Annotated in this window: 16 protein-coding genes and 1 pseudogene; 15 read left to right on the top strand and 2 right to left on the bottom strand. The window is 73.3% G+C overall.

Annotated elements, in window-relative coordinates; all coding sequences use genetic code 11:
• From ACIQVT_RS19770 to ACIQVT_RS19705, 14 genes and pseudogenes are all read left to right on the top strand, one after another.
• Positions 1-704 (top strand): annotated as a pseudogene (locus ACIQVT_RS19770) (transcriptional regulator); the annotation flags it as partial.
• A gap of 140 nt (positions 705-844) precedes the next feature.
• Positions 845-2,179, top strand: coding sequence for a hypothetical protein (locus tag ACIQVT_RS19765; RefSeq protein WP_403754976.1), 1,335 nt, complete (start codon positions 845-847; stop codon positions 2,177-2,179).
• Between the two features lie 49 nt (positions 2,180-2,228).
• Complete coding sequence (locus ACIQVT_RS19760) at positions 2,229-2,801, top strand: GNAT family N-acetyltransferase (protein WP_403754972.1); 573 nt, start codon at positions 2,229-2,231, stop codon at positions 2,799-2,801.
• Between the two features lie 127 nt (positions 2,802-2,928).
• Positions 2,929-3,012, top strand: coding sequence for a putative leader peptide (locus ACIQVT_RS19755; protein WP_360852596.1), 84 nt, complete (start codon positions 2,929-2,931; stop codon positions 3,010-3,012).
• 125 nt (positions 3,013-3,137) lie between these two features.
• Positions 3,138-4,835, top strand: coding sequence for a nitrite/sulfite reductase (locus tag ACIQVT_RS19750; RefSeq protein WP_403754968.1), 1,698 nt, complete (start codon positions 3,138-3,140; stop codon positions 4,833-4,835).
• Positions 4,832-5,014: a hypothetical protein gene (locus tag ACIQVT_RS19745; RefSeq protein WP_403754965.1), complete on the top strand. Its 183-nt coding sequence runs from the start codon at positions 4,832-4,834 to the stop codon at positions 5,012-5,014. The genes ACIQVT_RS19750 and ACIQVT_RS19745 overlap by 4 nt, the downstream gene beginning before the upstream one ends.
• Positions 5,011-5,721 (top strand): phosphoadenylyl-sulfate reductase, encoded by a 711-nt coding sequence (locus ACIQVT_RS19740; protein WP_403754962.1) that lies wholly within the window; start codon positions 5,011-5,013, stop codon positions 5,719-5,721. Before ACIQVT_RS19745 ends, ACIQVT_RS19740 begins: the two co-directional genes overlap by 4 nt.
• 26 nt (positions 5,722-5,747) lie before the next feature.
• Positions 5,748-6,284, top strand: a complete 537-nt coding sequence (gene cysC, locus ACIQVT_RS19735; protein ID WP_403754959.1) for an adenylyl-sulfate kinase — start codon at positions 5,748-5,750, stop codon at positions 6,282-6,284.
• Positions 6,281-7,216: a sulfate adenylyltransferase subunit CysD gene (gene cysD, locus ACIQVT_RS19730; protein WP_403754956.1), complete on the top strand. Its 936-nt coding sequence runs from the start codon at positions 6,281-6,283 to the stop codon at positions 7,214-7,216. Before cysC ends, cysD begins: the two co-directional genes overlap by 4 nt.
• Positions 7,217-7,218: 2 nt before the next feature.
• A complete protein-coding gene (locus ACIQVT_RS19725; protein ID WP_403754953.1) occupies positions 7,219-8,553 on the top strand; it encodes a sulfate adenylyltransferase subunit 1 in 1,335 nt (444 codons plus the stop codon).
• A gap of 235 nt (positions 8,554-8,788) precedes the next feature.
• Positions 8,789-9,898: an aliphatic sulfonate ABC transporter substrate-binding protein gene (locus ACIQVT_RS19720; protein ID WP_403754950.1), complete on the top strand. Its 1,110-nt coding sequence runs from the start codon at positions 8,789-8,791 to the stop codon at positions 9,896-9,898.
• Between the two features lie 37 nt (positions 9,899-9,935).
• Positions 9,936-10,715 (top strand): ABC transporter ATP-binding protein, encoded by a 780-nt coding sequence (locus tag ACIQVT_RS19715; RefSeq protein ID WP_403754947.1) that lies wholly within the window; start codon positions 9,936-9,938, stop codon positions 10,713-10,715.
• Entirely contained in the window at positions 10,702-11,586 is an 885-nt protein-coding gene (locus tag ACIQVT_RS19710) for an ABC transporter permease (protein ID WP_403754944.1), read from the top strand. The genes ACIQVT_RS19715 and ACIQVT_RS19710 overlap by 14 nt, the downstream gene beginning before the upstream one ends.
• 6 nt (positions 11,587-11,592) lie before the next feature.
• Complete coding sequence (locus ACIQVT_RS19705; RefSeq protein ID WP_403754942.1) at positions 11,593-12,333, top strand: sirohydrochlorin chelatase; 741 nt, start codon at positions 11,593-11,595, stop codon at positions 12,331-12,333.
• A gap of 54 nt (positions 12,334-12,387) precedes the next feature.
• On the opposite strand, the gene ACIQVT_RS19700 is transcribed toward ACIQVT_RS19705, so the two are convergent.
• Together ACIQVT_RS19700 and ACIQVT_RS19695 are read right to left on the bottom strand one after the other, a co-directional pair.
• Positions 12,388-12,711, bottom strand: coding sequence for a hypothetical protein (locus tag ACIQVT_RS19700; RefSeq protein WP_403754939.1), 324 nt, complete (start codon positions 12,709-12,711; stop codon positions 12,388-12,390).
• A gap of 778 nt (positions 12,712-13,489) precedes the next feature.
• Positions 13,490-14,566, bottom strand: a complete 1,077-nt coding sequence (locus ACIQVT_RS19695; RefSeq protein WP_403754936.1) for a ketopantoate reductase family protein — start codon at positions 14,564-14,566, stop codon at positions 13,490-13,492.
• 243 nt (positions 14,567-14,809) lie between these two features.
• Between ACIQVT_RS19695 and ACIQVT_RS19690 the strand changes: the two genes are divergently transcribed.
• Positions 14,810-17,059 carry an MMPL family transporter gene (locus tag ACIQVT_RS19690; RefSeq protein ID WP_403754933.1) on the top strand — a complete coding sequence of 750 codons (2,250 nt, stop codon included), beginning with the start codon at positions 14,810-14,812 and terminating at the stop codon, positions 17,057-17,059.
• Positions 17,060-17,154 lie beyond the last annotated feature (95 nt).

Genomic DNA, 17,154 nt, shown 5'->3' with positions numbered 1-17,154 from the left:
CCTCCCGGCTGGGCGGCGACCACGGCGCGTCCTTCGGCACCCTGCCGAAAGGCCTGGCCCTCGGACCGGTGTTGGCGCGGCTGCCCGGACGCGCGGTGGCCGTGGATCGGGACGGCTGGACGGCGACCGTGACCGGGATGCCGTACGTACGGCGGGTGGCGCTGCCGAAGGGGATCGCGCCGGGCCGACACCGGCTGCCGGCGCTCGGCACGTGCGCGGTGGAGCCGCTGGCCGGGGGCTGGCTGCTGCGGGCGCGGGACGAGCCGCTCGCCGTCCCGGCGGCGCGGATCGTGCTGGACCTGGCCCGGCCGGACCGTCGCACGCTGACGGTCGTGGCACCGTCGGCCTCCTGGACCCGGGAAGTCAGTCCCCGGCACGCCGAGTTGCTGTTCCTGCTCGCGGAGCACCCCGCCGGGCGGGGGGCGGCGGGGTTGGCCGAGGAGCTGTTCGGGGACGCCTCCAGGACGGTGACCGTGCGGGCCGAGATGTCCGGGGTCCGGCGGTACCTCGGGGGGTTCCTCCAGCACCGGCCGTACCGCTTCCACGCGGAAGCGGACGTCGAGGTGCTGCTCCCCGGCAACTCCCGTGACCTGCTCCCCCGGTCCGCGGCGCCGGCGGTGGCCCGCAGGCGCCGTGACCTCGGGAACGGCCACCCCGGCCCGGCCCGCGGAAACGCGCCGGCGGGCCGGACGGCACTCCCCTGAGCGGGTGTTTCCGTCCAAGTGCGCGGTCTTTGCCCTACGGGACCCGTTCCTGCCGTAGCATCCCGTACGGGCCTCCCCATCTGCTCCTCGCGTCAACGTACGGACCATCAGGCGCAGTTGGCCCGCCTTCTGGAGGAGAGATGAAGCATCGCGGCAGACACCGCCGGCGCAGGCGGGGCGCGGCACTGCGCGGCGTGCTGGCCGGGACCGCGCTGGCGCTGACCGCCGCCGCGACCCTGATCAGCGCGTCACAGGCCCAGGTCGCCGAGAACCCCGGCGCGCTCAAGCCGCTCACCTCCCCGGCGGACACCGGCCCGCTCCGGCTCCAGGAGCACCTGGTGCCCGCCCCCACCCTGGACCGGCTCGCCGCCGGCATGGGCCGCCCGGTCGGCGTGGACGCCGTGCTGCGCAGCGCCGACCGCACCCTGCGCGGCGCCGCCCACTGCTCCTCCGACGAGCGTGCCTCGCTGCCCGTCGCCCCGGCCCCCGCCCGCGGCTACTGCTGGGACCGGGCCGACGGCCCCGGCGAGGGCTGGCGGCCCGCCTCGGTCACCACCTCCGGCGACGCCGACGACGACGGCGTCTGGGGCACCCACCGCGTCGTCCTGGCCGGCTGGACGCACCCCGCCGGCACCGGCCGGCCCGCCGGACGGAGCCTGGCCCGGGTCGCCTTCGTCGACGCCGACGACCCCGCCCACCTCGCCTACCGCTGGGTGCTGCTGGTCGTGCCGGCCCGCGGCGGCCGGGACTACCGGCCGCTGGCCTCCGGGATCTCCGGCATGGTCTGGTACGAGAACAAGCTGTTGGTCACCGCCCGGACGGGCAGCGCCGACGCGCTCTACGTCTACGACCTGGACCGCGTCCAGCGCACCACGGTCGACGGGCCCGCGATCGGCCGGGTCCCGGGCGGCTGGTCCGCCGACGGGTACCGCTACGTGCTGCCCGCGGTCGGCTCCTACCGGTTCGCCTCCGGCCGCTGCGCCGCCTCCGGGCCGCCGTGTCCCGGCGCGCTCTCCCTCGACCGCGGCACGGCACCCGACAGCCTGGTCGCCGCGGAGTGGACCGAGCCCGGCGGCGACCGGCACACCCGCCTGTGGCGGTACGCGTTCAGCACCGACCCGGCGCGTGCCGGGCTGCTCGCCACAAACGCCGCGGGACGCGTCGACGCGGTGGAGGCCTACCGCACCCGGGCGACCGGCGTCCGGGGCGTGCTGTCGTACCGGAAGGCGGGGGCGGACCACCCGTCCTGGTATGTGGGACGCCTGCCCGGCTCGCGGGACGGGCGCGGGGGCATGTGGCGGCAGGACACCGCGGGCGCCGACGCGGCCCGGTGCGGCCCGGACTCCTCGCACCGCTGCTGGGCGCGGGACGCGGGCTCCCTGTCCTACTGGCAGGAGACCGGCGAGGTGTGGTCGCTGTCGGACCGGATGCTGTTCGCCCTGCCGCTGGCCGACCTCGACCGCTCCCTGGGCTGACCCGGAAGCCGATCGACAGACCGGGCGGCGGGATGATTCCCTGACCCGCATGAGCAGCCACCCCGTCACCACATGGTCCCTGGAGCAGACCTCTCCGGCCGACCTCCTGCCCGCCGCCGCGCCCGACGGCGACGTCCGGATCGTCCGCGCCGAGGTGCCCTCCCCCGAGTTCAGCCGGTTCCTGTACGCCTCGGTCGGCGGCGACGTCCACTGGACCGACCGGCTGGGCTGGACGTACGCGCGGTGGCGGGAGTACCTGGACCGGCCGGGCGTGGAGACCTGGGTGGCCTACGACCGGGGCACCCCGGCCGGCTACGCGGAGCTGGACCCGACGGACGGGGGCGTGGTGGAGATCGCCTACTTCGGGCTGCTCCCCGCCTTCCGGGGCCGGCGCATCGGCGGCGCGCTGCTGTCGTACGGCACGGCCCGCGCCTGGGACCTGGCCGAGCGGTGGCCGGAACTGGCGCCGACGAAGCGGGTGTGGCTGCACACGTGCAGCAAGGACGGCGAGTTCGCGATGGCCAACTACCAGCGCCGGGGCTTCAAGCTGTTCGACACCAAGGTGGAGCTGGAAGCGGAAGCGGTGACACCGGGCCCGTGGCCCGGCGCATACCCCTCCTGACCTGCCGGGACAAGACCGTGCGCGGCGTATGTGAGCGACGACACGCTCGTCTCGTATAGCGGGACGAAGATGTCCGGATGATGGACGAAGCTGGACTGTGTCCAGATCGCCGTGACACGCTTCCGTCATGTCCGGAACTGGAGTTGCCTTGGTGAGTCGGCGGCACGTCGACCTCGGCCGCATGTCCAGCGCCATCTGTCCGGCGGGCTGACAGCACCAGCACCGCCGACCCCTCTCGCACCGATTCCTGCCGCGCAAGGACGCGCGCGTCTGCCCGCGTGCGCACGCATGCGCAGGTCAGAGCCGATTTCCGCCTGTCCCGAAGGACGTAGAACCATGGCCGCCACCCCACAGGACCCCGCCGCCTCCGCGCCCCGCCGCAAGGTGAGCCGTCACCGCGGTGAGGGTCAGTGGGCGGTGGGACACCACACCCCGCTCAACGGCAACGAGCAGTTCAAGAAGGACGACGACGGTCTCAATGTGCGGACACGCATTGAGACGATCTACTCCAAGCGCGGTTTCGACTCGATCGACCCCAACGACCTGCGCGGCCGGATGCGCTGGTGGGGGCTGTACACCCAGCGCAAGCCCGGGATCGACGGCGGCAAGACCGCGATCCTGGAGCCGGAGGAGCTGGACGACGAGTACTTCATGCTGCGCGTCCGCATCGACGGCGGCGCGCTCACCACGCGGCAGCTGCGGGTGATGGGCGAGGTCTCGCAGGAGTTCGCGCGCGGCACCGCCGACATCACCGACCGGCAGAACGTGCAGTACCACTGGATCCGCATCGAGGACGTGCCCGCGGTCTGGGAACGGCTGGAGGGCGTCGGCCTGTCCACCGTCACCGCCTGCGGCGACACCCCGCGCGTGATGATCGGCTCCCCGGTGGCGGGCATCGCCGAGGACGAGATCATCGACGCCACCCCGGCGCTGGAGGAGATGAAGCGCCGCGTCCTGAACAACCCGGCCTACTCGAACCTGCCGCGGAAGTTCAAGACGGCCATCTCCGGCTCGCCGCTGCTGGACGTCGTGCACGAGATCAACGACGTCGCGTTCGTCGGCGTGCGCCACCCCGAGCACGGGCCGGGCTTCGACGTGTGGGTGGGCGGCGGCCTGTCCACCAACCCCAAGCTGGGCGTGCGCCTGGGCGCCTGGGTGCCGATCGACGAGGTGGCGGACGTCCACGAGGGCGTCCTCTCGATCTTCCGTGACTACGGCTACCGCCGGCTGCGCACCCGCGCCCGCCTGAAGTTCCTGGTCGCCGACTGGGGCCCGGAGAAGTTCCGGCAGGTGCTGGAGGACGAGTACCTGCACCGCAGCCTCGTCGACGGGCCCGCCCCCGAGCAGCCGGTGCGGCAGTGGCGCGACCACATCGGGGTGCACCGGCAGCGGGACGGCCGGTTCTACGTCGGGTTCGCCCCGCGCGTCGGCCGCGTGGACGGCGCCACGCTGACGAAGATCGCCGACCTCGCGGAGGCACACGGCTCGGGCCGGGTGCGGACCACCGTCGAACAGAAGATGATCATCCTCGACGTCGAGCAGGACCGGGTCGAGTCGCTGGTCGAGGGTCTGGAGGCGCTGGACCTCTCCGCGCGGCCGTCCTCCTTCCGGCGCGGCACGATGGCCTGCACCGGTATCGAGTTCTGCAAGCTCGCCATCGTCGAGACCAAGCAGCGCGGCTCCCAGCTGATCGACGAACTCGAGCGCCGGCTGCCGGACTTCGACGAGCCGATCACCATCAACCTCAACGGCTGCCCGAACGCCTGCGCCCGTATCCAAGTGGCGGACATCGGTCTCAAGGGCCAGCTGGTCCTCGACGACCGGGGCCGGCAGGTCGAGGGCTACCAGGTGCACCTCGGCGGCGCGCTCGGCCTGGAGGCGGGCTTCGGCCGCAAGGTGCGCGGCCTGAAGGTCACCGCTGACGAACTGCCCGACTACGTCGAGCGGGTGCTCAAGCGCTTCCAGGCGGAACGCGCCGACGGCGAGCGGTTCGCGGCCTGGGCGGCGCGGGCCTCCGAGGAGGCGCTGTCGTGAGCGAGCGGGCCGCCCCCTTCCACTGCCCCTACTGCGGCGACGAGGACCTGCGTCCCCATGACGAGGGCCACGGTGCCTGGGAATGCGGGGCGTGCAACCGCGCCTTCCGGCTGAAGTTCCTCGGGCTGCTGGCCCGGGGACTCCGGCGAGCCGACCACGAAGGGGACGAACGCATATGACGACGGCTCAGGAAGGCCGTACGGACGAGGATCTGAAGGCACTCGCCGAGCGGGCGGGGCGCGAGCTGGAGGACGCCAGCGCACTGGAGATCCTCCGGTGGGCGGTGGACACCTTCGGCAGGGAGTTCTGCGTCACCTCCTCCATGGAGGACGCCGTGGTCGCCCATCTCGCCTCCCGGGTGCTCAAGGGCGTGGACGTCGTCTTCCTCGACACCGGCTACCACTTCCCGGAGACCATCGGCACCCGCGACGCCGTGGAGGCCGTGATGGACGTCAACGTCATCACCCTCACCCCGCGGCAGACGGTCGCCGAGCAGGACGCGGAGTACGGCCCGAAGCTGCACGACCGGGACCCCGACCTGTGCTGCGCCCTGCGCAAGGTGCGCCCCCTCGAAGAGGGCCTCGGCGGCTACCGGGCGTGGGCGACCGGACTGCGCCGCGACGAGTCCCCGACCCGGGCCGGCACCCCGGTCGTCGGCTGGGACGACAAGCGCCGCAAGGTCAAGGTCTCCCCGATCGCCCGCTGGACCCAGGACGACGTGGACGCGTACATCGCCGAACACGGCGTGCTCGCCAACCCGTTGCTGACCGACGGCTACGCCTCCATCGGCTGCGCCCCGTGCACCCGCAGGGTCCTGGCGGGCGAGGACGCGCGCGCCGGCCGCTGGGCGGGCCGCGGCAAGACCGAGTGCGGACTGCACGGATGACGGACGACCAGATACAGGAGAACCACGTGACCACGGGAGCCACCGTCTGGCTCACGGGCCTGCCGAGCGCCGGCAAGACCACCATCGCGTACGAGCTGGCCGGCCGGCTGCGCGCCGGCGGGCGGCGCGTCGAGGTGCTCGACGGCGACGAGATCCGCGAGTTCATCTCGGCGGGCCTCGGCTTCTCCCGCGAGGACCGGCACACCAACGTGCAGCGCATCGGCTTCGTCGCCGAACTGCTCGCCCGCAACGGCGTCACCGCGCTGGTCCCGGTGATCGCGCCGTACGCGGACAGCCGGGACGCGGTGCGCAAGCGGCACGAGGAGAACGGGACGCCGTACTTGGAGATCCATGTCGCGACCCCGGTCGAGGTGTGCAGCGTGCGCGACGTGAAGGGGCTGTACGCCAAGCAGGCCGCGGGCGAGCTGACCGGGCTGACCGGCGTCGACGACCCGTACGAGGAGCCGGCCGCACCCGACCTGCGGATCGAGTCGCAGCACCAGACGGTGCAGGAGTCCGCGGCGTCGGTGTACGCGCTGCTGAGCGAGAGGGGATGGGCATGACCGCGGTCGTCACGGTGGAAGAGGGCACGCACAGCCCGTACGCCCTGTCGCATCTGGACGCCCTCGAGTCCGAGGCCGTGCACATCTTCCGCGAGGTGGCGGGCGAGTTCGAGAACCCGGTGATCCTCTTCTCCGGCGGCAAGGACTCCATCGTCATGCTGCACCTGGCGCTGAAGGCGTTCGCCCCGGCCCCGGTGCCGTTCTCCCTGCTGCACGTGGACACCGGGCACAACTTCCCGGAGGTCCTGGAGTACCGGGACCGCGTGGTGGCCGCGCACGGGCTGCGTCTCCACGTGGCCTCCGTCCAGGACTACATCGACCGCGGTGTGCTCCGGGAACGGCCCGACGGCACCCGCAACCCGCTCCAGACGCTGCCCCTCACCGAGCGGATCCAGGGCGAGCGGTTCGACGCCGTGTTCGGCGGCGGACGCCGGGACGAGGAGAAGGCCCGCGCCAAGGAGCGCGTCTTCTCCCTGCGCGACGAGTTCTCCCAGTGGGACCCCCGCCGCCAGCGCCCCGAGCTGTGGAACCTGTACAACGGCCGGCACGCCCCCGGCGAGCACGTCCGGGTCTTCCCGCTGTCGAACTGGACCGAGCTGGACGTCTGGCAGTACATCGCCCGGGAGGGCATCGAGCTGCCGCGGATCTACTTCGCGCACGAGCGCGAGGTGTTCGCGCGCGGCGGCATGTGGCTGACGGCCGGCGAGTGGGGCGGCCCGAAGGACGGCGAGAGCGTCGAACTGCGCCAGGTGCGCTACCGCACCGTCGGTGACATGTCGTGCACCGGCGCCGTCGACTCCGACGCCACCACGCTGGACGCCGTGATCGCCGAGATCGCCGCCTCCCGGCTCACCGAGCGGGGCGCGACCCGCGCCGACGACAAGATGTCCGAGGCCGCGATGGAAGACCGCAAGCGCGAGGGGTACTTCTAAGGATGAGCACGACCACCACCGAGGTCCTCCCGGAGACCACCCTGCTGCGGTTCGCCACGGCCGGTTCCGTGGACGACGGCAAGTCCACCCTCGTCGGCCGGCTGCTGCACGACTCCAAGTCGGTCCTCACCGACCAGCTGGAGGCCGTGGAGCGTGTCTCCGCGAGCCGCGGCCAGGAGGGCCCGGACCTCGCGCTGCTCACCGACGGCCTGCGCGCCGAGCGGGAGCAGGGCATCACCATCGACGTCGCCTACCGCTACTTCGCGACCCCGCGCCGCCGGTTCATCCTCGCCGACACGCCGGGCCACGTGCAGTACACCCGCAACATGGTCACGGGCGCCTCCACCGCCGAACTGACGGTGGTCCTGGTCGACGCCCGCAACGGCGTGGTCGAGCAGACCCGCCGGCACGCGGCCATCGCCGCCCTGCTCCGGGTGCCGCACGTCGTCCTGGCCGTGAACAAGATGGACCTGGTCGTGTACGCGGAACCGGTGTTCGCCGCCATCGCCGAGGAGTTCACGGCGTACGCGACCGAGCTGGGCATCCCCGAGGTCACCGCCGTCCCGATCTCGGCGCTCGCCGGGGACAACGTGGTGGAGCCGTCGGCGAACATGGACTGGTACGGCGGCCCCACCGTGCTGGAGCACCTGGAGACCGTGCCGGTCAGCCACGACCTGGCGCACTGCCACGCTCGGCTGCCCGTGCAGTACGTGATCCGGCCGCAGTCCGCCGAGCATCCCGACTACCGGGGGTACGCGGGCCAGATCGCGGCCGGCACGTTCCGGGTCGGCGAGGACGTCACGGTGCTGCCGTCCGGCCGGACCACGCGGATCGCCGGGATCGACCTGCTGGGCGAGCCGGTCGACGCGGCCTGGACGACGCAGTCGGTGACGGTCCTGCTGGAGGACGACATCGACGTCTCGCGCGGCGACCTGATCGTCCCGACCCAGGACGCCCCGGCCACCACGCGGGACGTGGAGGCCACCGTCTGCCACGTCGCCGACGCCCCGTTGACCGTCGGCCACCGGGTGCTGCTCAAGCACGGCACCCGCACGGTCAAGGCGGTCGTGAAGGACATCCCCTCCCGGCTCACGCTCGACGACCTGTCCCTGCACCCGCATCCGGGCCGGCTCGTCGCCAACGACATCGGCCGGGTGAAGATCCGTACCGCCGAGCCGCTGCCGGTGGACTCCTACGCCGACTCGCGCCGCACCGGCTCCTTCATCCTGATCGACCCCGCCGACGGCACCACGCTCACCGCCGGCATGGTCGGCGAGTCGTTCGCGGCGCCCGAACCGGTCAAGGACGAGACCCACGACGACGGGTGGGACTTCTGACCATGACGACGACCGATTTCTACTCCACGTTCGCGAAGGAGGGCGGCCGCGTCGGCAGCGGCGCCCTCGGCAGCGGGCAGGGCGGGGTCGCCCGATGTGTGTGATGACGTACGCGCACCGCCTGCGCGCCCCGTCCCCCCACCCGACGCCCCGGACACGACGAAGACCGAACGCCGATTTCCCGGCCACGACCTGAACGACCGTGACCGCCGGGCCAACGAGAGGAACACCTCCCGTGCCTGCCAGCCGCTCCACCCCGCTCCGCCGCGGCATAGCCGCCGTCGCCGCGCTCCCCCTGCTCACCCTGGCCGCCTGCGGCTACGGCTCCGAGTCCAAGGACGACGCCCCCGCCAAGGTCGCCGCCGGGTCGAAGAAGACCGACGGGCTCGACTCCGTCCGGATCGGTTACTTCGGCAACCTGACCCACGCGACCGCCCTGGTCGGCATGGAGAAGGGCTTCTTCCAGAAGGCCCTCGGCGCGACCGAGGTCAAGCCCGCGATCTTCAACGCCGGCCCGTCCGAGATCGAGGCCCTCAACTCCGGTTCCCTCGACATCGGCTGGATCGGCCCCTCCCCGGCGATCAACGGTTACACCAAGTCGAACGGCCAGAGCCTCAAGATCATCGGCGGTTCGGCCGCCGGCGGCGTGAAGCTCGTCGTCGACCCGAAGAAGATCAAGTCCCTGAAGGACGTCGAGGGCAAGCGGATCGCCACGCCGCAGCTGGGCAACACGCAGGACGTGGCGTTCCTCAACTGGGCCGCGGAGCAGGGCTGGAAGGTCGACGCGCAGAGCGGCAAGGGGGACGTCACGGTCGTCCGCACCGACAACAAGGTGACCCCGGACGCCTACAGGTCCGGGTCCATCGACGGCGCCTGGGTGCCCGAGCCCACCGCGTCCAAGCTGGTCGCCGAGGGCGGCAAGGTGCTGCTGGACGAGTCGTCGCTGTGGCCGGACAAAAAGTTCGTGATCACGAACGTCATCGTGTCGCAGAAGTTCCTCAAGGCGCACCCGAAGGCCGTCGAGGCGGTGCTGAAGGCGTCCGTCGAGACGAACAAATGGATCAACGCCAACCCCGACGAGGCGAAGGCCGCGGCCAACAAGCAGCTGGCGTCGGACTCCGGCAAGGCGCTCCCGGCCAAGGTCCTGGACCCGGCGTGGAAGTCCATCCAGATCACCGACGACCCGCTGGCCGCCACCCTGCGCACCGAGGCGCAGCACGCGGTCAAGGCCGGTCTGCTGGAGAAGCCGGACCTCAAGGGGATCTACGACCTGACGATCCTAAACAGGGTCCTCAAGGCCACGGGCGGCAGCCCGGTCGACGCCGCCGGTCTCGGCGTCGGCTGACCCCGGGTCCGCGACGAGTCCCCAGGAGGTGACGACCATGGCCACGACCCTCGCCACGGCCGACCGGTCGGTCGAGTACGCGGCACGCCTCGAGCACGTCTCGAAGTCCTTCGCGACACCCGGTGGGCAGCAGCTCGTCCTGGACGACATCACCATCGATGTCGCTCCGGGCGAGTTCGTCACCCTCCTGGGGGCCTCGGGCTGCGGCAAGTCCACACTGCTCAACCTGGTGGCCGGCCTCGACCGGCCGTCCGCCGGCGCCATCCACACGGACGGCCGGCCGGCGCTGATGTTCCAGGAACACGCCCTCTTCCCGTGGCTGACCGCGGGCAAGAACATCGAACTCGCCCTGAAGCTGCGGGGCGTCGCCAAGCCCGAGCGGCGGGGCAAGGCCGAGGAACTGCTGGAACTGGTCCGGCTGAAGGGCGCGTACGGCAAGCGCGTGCACGAACTGTCCGGCGGCATGCGCCAGCGCGTGGCGCTGGCCCGCGCGCTGGCGCAGCAGAGCGGCCTGCTGCTGATGGACGAGCCGTTCGCGGCCCTCGACGCCATCACCCGGGACGTGCTGCACGACGAACTGACCCGTATCTGGCAGGAGACGGGCCTGTCCGTGCTGTTCGTGACGCACAACGTGCGCGAGGCGGTGCGGCTCGCCCAGCGGGTCGTCCTGCTGTCCTCCCGACCGGGCCGGGTGGCCCGCGAGTGGAGGGTGGACATCCCGCAGCCGCGCCGCATCGAGGACGCGCCCGTGGCGGAACTGTCCCTGGAGATCACCGAAGTACTGCGTGGGGAGATCCGCCGCCATGGCCAGCACTGAGACGACACCGGTCAAGGACGCCGGGAGCGTCGAGGCCGGCCTCGACGCCCTGGAGACCTCGGCCACCAGCCGCCCCTCCCTGCGGCGGACCCTCCTGGACAAGGTCCTGCCGCCGGTCAGCGCGCTCGTCGTGGTCCTGGTGGTCTGGCAGGGTCTGATCACCCTGGGGATCGCCGACGACCCGACGAAACTGCCGTCCCCGTCGGCGGTCTGGCACGCGGTCGAGGCCGACTGGCTGGGCGGCAGGCTGCTCGACTACATCTGGACCAGCGTCTCCCGGGGTCTGCTGGGCTTCTTCTTCGCACTGCTGATCGGGACCCCGCTGGGGCTGGTCGTGGCGCGCGTGCGGTTCGTGCGCGCGGCCATCGGCCCGATCCTGTCCGGGCTCCAGTCACTGCCGTCGGTGGCGTGGGTGCCGCCGGCCCTGATCTGGCTGGGCCTGAACAACAAGATGATGTACGCGGTCATCCTGCTCGGCGCGGTCCCGTCCATCGCCAACGGGCTGGTGTCCGGCGTCGACCAGGTGCCGCCGCTGTTCCTGCGGGCGGGGCGGACGATGGGCGCGACCGGCCTGCGGGGCGTCTGGCACGTCACGCTGCCGGCCGCGCTGCCCGGCTACGTGGCGGGACTGAAGCAGGGCTGGGCGTTCTCCTGGCGCTCGCTGATGGCCGCGGAGATCATCGCCAGCTTCCCCGACCTGGGCGTGGGCCTCGGCCAGTTGCTGGAGAACGCGCGCACCGCCAGCGACATGGCCATGGTGTTCGAGGCGATCCTGCTCATCCTGTTCGTCGGTATCGCGATCGACCTGCTGATCTTCAGTCCGCTGGAGCGGTGGGTGCTGCGCAGCCGCGGTCTGCTGGTGAAGAGCTGACGTCCCGTGCGCAGTGAACCGGTCCTCCTCGTCATCGCCCACGGCAGCCGTGACCCGCGGCACGCCGCGACCGTGCACGCCCTCGTGGAGCGGGTACGGTCGCTGCGGCCCGGCCTGCGCGTGGAGACCGGGTTCCTCGACTTCAACGTGCCCTCCGCGTCCGGGGTGCTGGAGTCGCTGGTGGCGCAGGGGGTGCGGGACGTGGTGGCGCTGCCGCTGCTGCTCACCCGGGCCTTCCACGCCAAGGCCGACATCCCCGCGGTGCTGCGGGAGGCGCCGGCGCGGCTGCGGATCCGGCAGGCGGACGTATTGGGCCCGTCACCGCTGCTGCTGTCCGCGCTGGAACGGCGGCTGTACGAGGCGGGGCTGACGCCCGCCGACAAGGCCTCGACCGGGGTGGTGCTGGCGTCGGCGGGGTCCTCCGACCCGGAGGCGATCGCGGGGATCTCCTCCGTCGCGCGGCAGTGGTGGCGCACCGGCTGGGGCGCCGTGCGGCCCGCGTTCGCCTCGGCGGCCCTCCCGCGCACCGAGGACGCCGTACGGGAGTTGCGGGCCCTCGGCTGCGAGCGGGTGGCTGTCGCGCCGTACGTCCTGGCCCCCGGTTTCCTGCCGGACCGCATCGCGCACGGCGCGGCCGGGGCGGACGTGCTCGCCGGTGTGCTGGGGGCGGCGCCTGAGGTGGCGCGGGTCCTGCTGCACCGGTACGACGCGGCGCGCCGCCCGGCCGTGGCGGCGCTCGGCGCCTGACGGCCGGCCCGGAAGTGCGGGGCCGGGACCCCGTGGCGGCGGGGTCCCGACGGCTCACAGACCGAGGGCGTCGGTCAGCTGCTGGGTGAAGATGAGGCTCGCGGTGCCGGCGGCCGCGCCGATGGCGACGTTCTCCAGTGCGGTGCGGATGCGGCCCCGGTTGGGCGGCAGTCCGTCCTCCGCCGACCGCGCCAGCTCCCGCTGGACGACCTCGCCGTTGCTCACCAGCCGGGGGTACTCCGCGTGCAGCGCCTCGGTGAACCGGTCGGCGACGTGCATGAGCGCGGGGAGGTCCACATCGGCGTAGGGGGTGCGGGTGCGACCGCGGCCGCCGGGGCCGTCCGGGCCGTGGTCGGGTCCGAAGTGGTAGCTGCTCATGTCCTGTCCTCGCTTCTGGGGCGGCGGCTCGGGCCCGGGCCGCGGGAGCCGTCGGATGGCTGGGGACGGCCGTTCCCGGCGCGCTGTCCGCCCGGGAGGACCGTCCCGTGGACGCGGAAGGCGCCGGGGCCGCCGACGTCACCGAGGTCGCGGGTCCGCGCGCCGGTGACGGACGGGGCCGTGGCGGAGGGGCGGGCACCGGTGGTCCACGCCCACGGCGGACGGCCGGGCACGCCCGGCACGCCCACGGGTACGCCGAGTGGGCCGAAAACAGCCACTCGTCCGGGTGACGCGTGTCGGTTGACCGGCACCCGGGAGCCGGCCGTCCGGTGGCCGGGGGCGGCGGCGCGGACGACCGCGCGCGCGTCCCGGGCGCGGGACGGCGCCGAGCGCGCCGGCCCGCGGACGGGGCCGCGCCCCGGTGTGCGGCGCGGTGGTGCGTCCGGCACCGTCGTGAGTCCCCTCAGACCTTCCACGTGTTTCACCCTAGGGACGGCGCGCGGTGGGTGTCGCGAGGTTCGGTGAGGCGGCCCGCCCGGGGGCGGATGTGTGCTATCGGCCGCCGCGGTCCGGCGTTCCCCTGTGACGTCGGACCGCGGCGGCATTCTGTTCTGCGCCGGGCCGTGCGTCCGCGTCACAGGGGCGCCGGGGCCGCCGCCCTCCAGGGGCGGTTATCGGCCAACTCGCCCTGGGGTCGGTCGAAGTGGAGGACACCGGCGCGCGTCGATGAGTTCGTCGTGCCCGGCGCGGACCCCGGTGAAGGGGCCCGCGCATCGGGTCAGGGAGCGGGGTGCGGACCGGGCCGGGGGACGGGGCCGGGCGAGCGGTAGCTCCCGGGTCGACCGTCCTGGTGTGCCGCCTCGTCGGCCAGCCGGACCAGTTCGGCGACGGGCAAGGAGCCGGCCGGCCTGCGTTCGCGGGCGAACCGGTTCGCGAGGCGCTGCATCAGGGCGTTGAGCGGTGTCGGCACACCGTGCAGCCGGCCCAGCAGGACGATCTCGCCGTTGAGGTAGTCCGCCTCGATGGTGCCGGTGCCCCGGGCGAGGGACTGCCAGGACGAACCACCGCCGCGCGGGGCCCCGTCGAGCGGGACGAGGGTGACCTTGTCGCCGCGGGCCGCGCGCTGCTCCTGGGTCCCGGCGTACGTGATCCCGGCGGCGTCGAGCACAACCTCGCCCTCGGCGCGCACCCGCGCGTACAGCGCCTCGGCGTCCGTGCCGGCCACCGGTCCGCTGAGCGCTTCCAGCGCGTTGCCGAGGTTGCCGAGCAGTTTGGCGTACTGCCAGCGGGCCACGTCGGGGACGACCGGCACCTCGAAGCGGGCGTCCGTCAGGTCGGCGGCGATCCGGCGGGCGGTGTCGTCGATGCCGTGCGGGAGCCGGCCCAGGTGGAGGATGCCGGTGAGCGGTGTGCCGGCGGCGGAGACGACACCGGGTTCCACGAAGGTCGACGGCAGCCAGACGCAGACGCCGTGGACGTGCCGGAAGCGCCGCAGTGCCAGCCGTCCGCTCTCGACGCCGTTCTGGAGGCAGACCAGCGGCAGCACCTCGCCCGCCGTGCCGCCGCCGGCGACGGGTGCGCCGGCCCAGGCGTCCAGCGCGGCCACGGTGTCCTGGGTCTTGACGGCGAGGAGGAGGACGTCGTCGGCACGCAACTCCCCCAGCGGGCCCGGTCCGTCCACGGCGGGCAGCCGGTGGACGGACTCGCCCTCGGGGACCCGCAGGCGCAGTCCGTTCTCGCGCAGGGCCGCCAGGTGCCGGCCACGGGCGACGAGGACGACCTCGCGCCCGGCCCGGTCCAGCCGCCCACCGACGGCGCCCCCGACCGCTCCCGCCCCGATGATGACGTAGCGCATGCCGCAGAGCCTCGCACACGCGCCGCCCCCGAGCCGTACCCCCGGGGCCCGTCCCCGAGCCCCACCCCCGAGAACCGGCGATAGATGTAAGGGGCCGCCGTCCTCCCCAGCGGTGAGCCCGGCCTCGCGCACCTCACCGGGCAGTACGACGGAACCCCTCGCTCCGGCGCCTACCGTCGAACCGGAGCAAGCACGGAGGTGGCGGCAGGGGGCCGTCACCGCACACGAGGGGGCAGACCCGTCATGGGGAACACAGAGCGGGTGCGGGGGCTGGCCGCCCGCGCCGGGGGATGGAGCGCCCGGCACCGCTGGGCCGCCGTCGGCGTATGGGTGCTGTTCGTCGTCCTGGCGATGGGACTCGGTTCGGCGGCGGGCCGCACCGACGTCGACGAGGGCGACCAGCTGAAGGGCGAGACGCACACCGCCGCGCGGATCATCGACGAGGCCGGGATCAAGGAGCCGGCCTCCGAGACGGTGCTGATCCAGTCGAGGAACGGCTCCACCGGGGCCACCGACGCCGCGTTCCGCGCGGCCGTCGCCGACGTCGTCGAGACCCTGCGCGGCACCCGCGGGGTAACGGACGTCACCTCGCCGTACGACACGCACACCATCTCGCGCGACGGGCGCAGCGCCCTCGTCCGGTTCGACCTGCGCGGGGACGCCGAGACCGCCGCCGACCGGATCGAGCCGGCCCTGGACGCCGTCGCCGGGGTGCGCGCGCACCACGGCTCGCTGCGGATCGAGGAGATCGGCGGCGCCAGCATGCAGAAGCAGTACAAGGACGCCTTCGGCAACGACTTCCAGCAGGCGGAGCTCTCGGCGGTGCCGGTGGCGCTCGGCATCCTGCTGATCGCGTTCGGCGCCCTGGTGGCCGCGCTGCTGCCGGTGGCCCTGGCGGTCACCGCGATCATGGCGACGATGGGCCTGATGGGCCTGGTCAGTCACCTCCAGCCGATGAGCGACACCGCCAACTCCGTGATGCTGCTGGTCGGCATGGCCGTCGGGGTCGACTACTGCCTGTTCTACCTGCGCCGCGAGCGCGAGGAGCGGGCCGCCGGGCGGGACCCGGCCACCGCCCTGCGGATCGCCGCGGCCACCAGCGGCCGGGCGGTCGTCGTCTCCGGCGTCACCGTGTGCGTGGCGATGGCCGGGATGCTGTTCACCGGGCTCGCCGAGTTCGAGGCGATGGGCCTGGCCTCCCTGATGGTCGTGGCGGTCGCCATGGTCGGCTCGGTGACCGTGCTGCCGGCGCTGCTGTCGCTGCTCGGCGGACGGGTGGAGAAGGGACGGCTGCCGTTCCTGGGCCGCCGTGCCGCGCGGCCGCGCGGCACGGCCGGCGGCAGCCGGTTCTGGACGGCCGTGCTGCGGGTCGTGCTGGCCAGGCCGCTGGTGTCGGTCCTGGTAGCGGCCGGCGCGCTGCTCGCGGTCGCCGCGCCCGCGCTCGGCATGAAGACCCAGCAGCTCACCCTGGACCAGGAGTTCGGTGACTCGCTGCCCATCGTGCAGACGTACAACCGCCTCAACGACGCCTTCCCGGGCGGCACCGCGCCGGCCCAGGTCGTCGTCAGCGCCAAGGACATCGACTCTCCCGCGGTACGGCGGGCGCTGGCCGACTTCCGTGAGCGGGCGGTCGGCTCGGGCGCCTCGCGCGGCCCGGTCGACGTCAAGGTGTACGGCGCGCACGACGTCGCCCTGGTCTCCGTGCCGCTGGTCGGCGGTTCCGACCTGGACCGGGCGACGAAGAGCCTGGAGAAGCTGCGCGACGAGGTGCGGCCCGCCACGCTCGGCCGGGTCGACGGTGTGCGGGCGCCCATCACCGGACAGGTCGCGGGCAACCACGACTTCAACGACCAGCTGATGGGCTCGGTCGTGCCGGTCTTCGCGTTCGTGGTCGTCTTCGCCTTCCTGCTGATGCTGCTGTCGTTCCGCTCACTGACCGTCGCCGTCACCTCGATCGTGCTCAACCTGCTGTCGGTGGCGGCCGCCTACGGCATCCTGGTCGCCGTCTTCCAGCACGGCTGGGGCGCCTCCCTGGTGGGCGCGGAGGGCGTCGGCGCGATCGTGACCTGGCTACCGCTGTTCCTCTTCGTGATCCTGTTCGGACTGTCCATGGACTACCACGTGTTCGTGGTCTCCCGGATCCGCGAGGCCCACGTGCGGGGCCTGTCCACGACGGACGCGATCCGGCACGGGGTGGTCACCACGGCCGGCGTGGTGACCAGTGCCGCGGTCATCATGGTCGCCGTGTTCGCGATCTTCGGCACGCTGTCCATGCAGTCGATGAAGCAGATGGGCGTGGGCCTGGCCGCGGCCGTGCTCATCGACGCGACGGTCATCCGCGGGGTGCTGCTGCCGGCGGTGATGGCGCTGCTCGGCGAGCGCAACTGGTACCTGCCGAAGTGGCTGCACCGGCTGCCGGACCTCACCCACGACGAGGCCCCGGAGGCGGTCGCGGCGCCGGTGCCCGACCGGGGCGAGCGGCTGACCGTCTGAGGCGTCCGTCGGCAGGCGTGGGGGGGGGGGGGGGGGGGCCCGGGGCCGCCCCCGCGCCCCCCCGCCCGGCGGGGGGGGGGGGGGGCGCGGGCGGG

This window comes from Streptomyces sp. NPDC100445 (assembly GCF_044759735.1).
Lineage (GTDB): Bacteria > Actinomycetota > Actinomycetes > Streptomycetales > Streptomycetaceae > Streptomyces.
The sequence above is the reverse complement of the archived record's forward strand: the minus strand, read 5'-3'. Positions and strand labels throughout refer to the sequence as shown.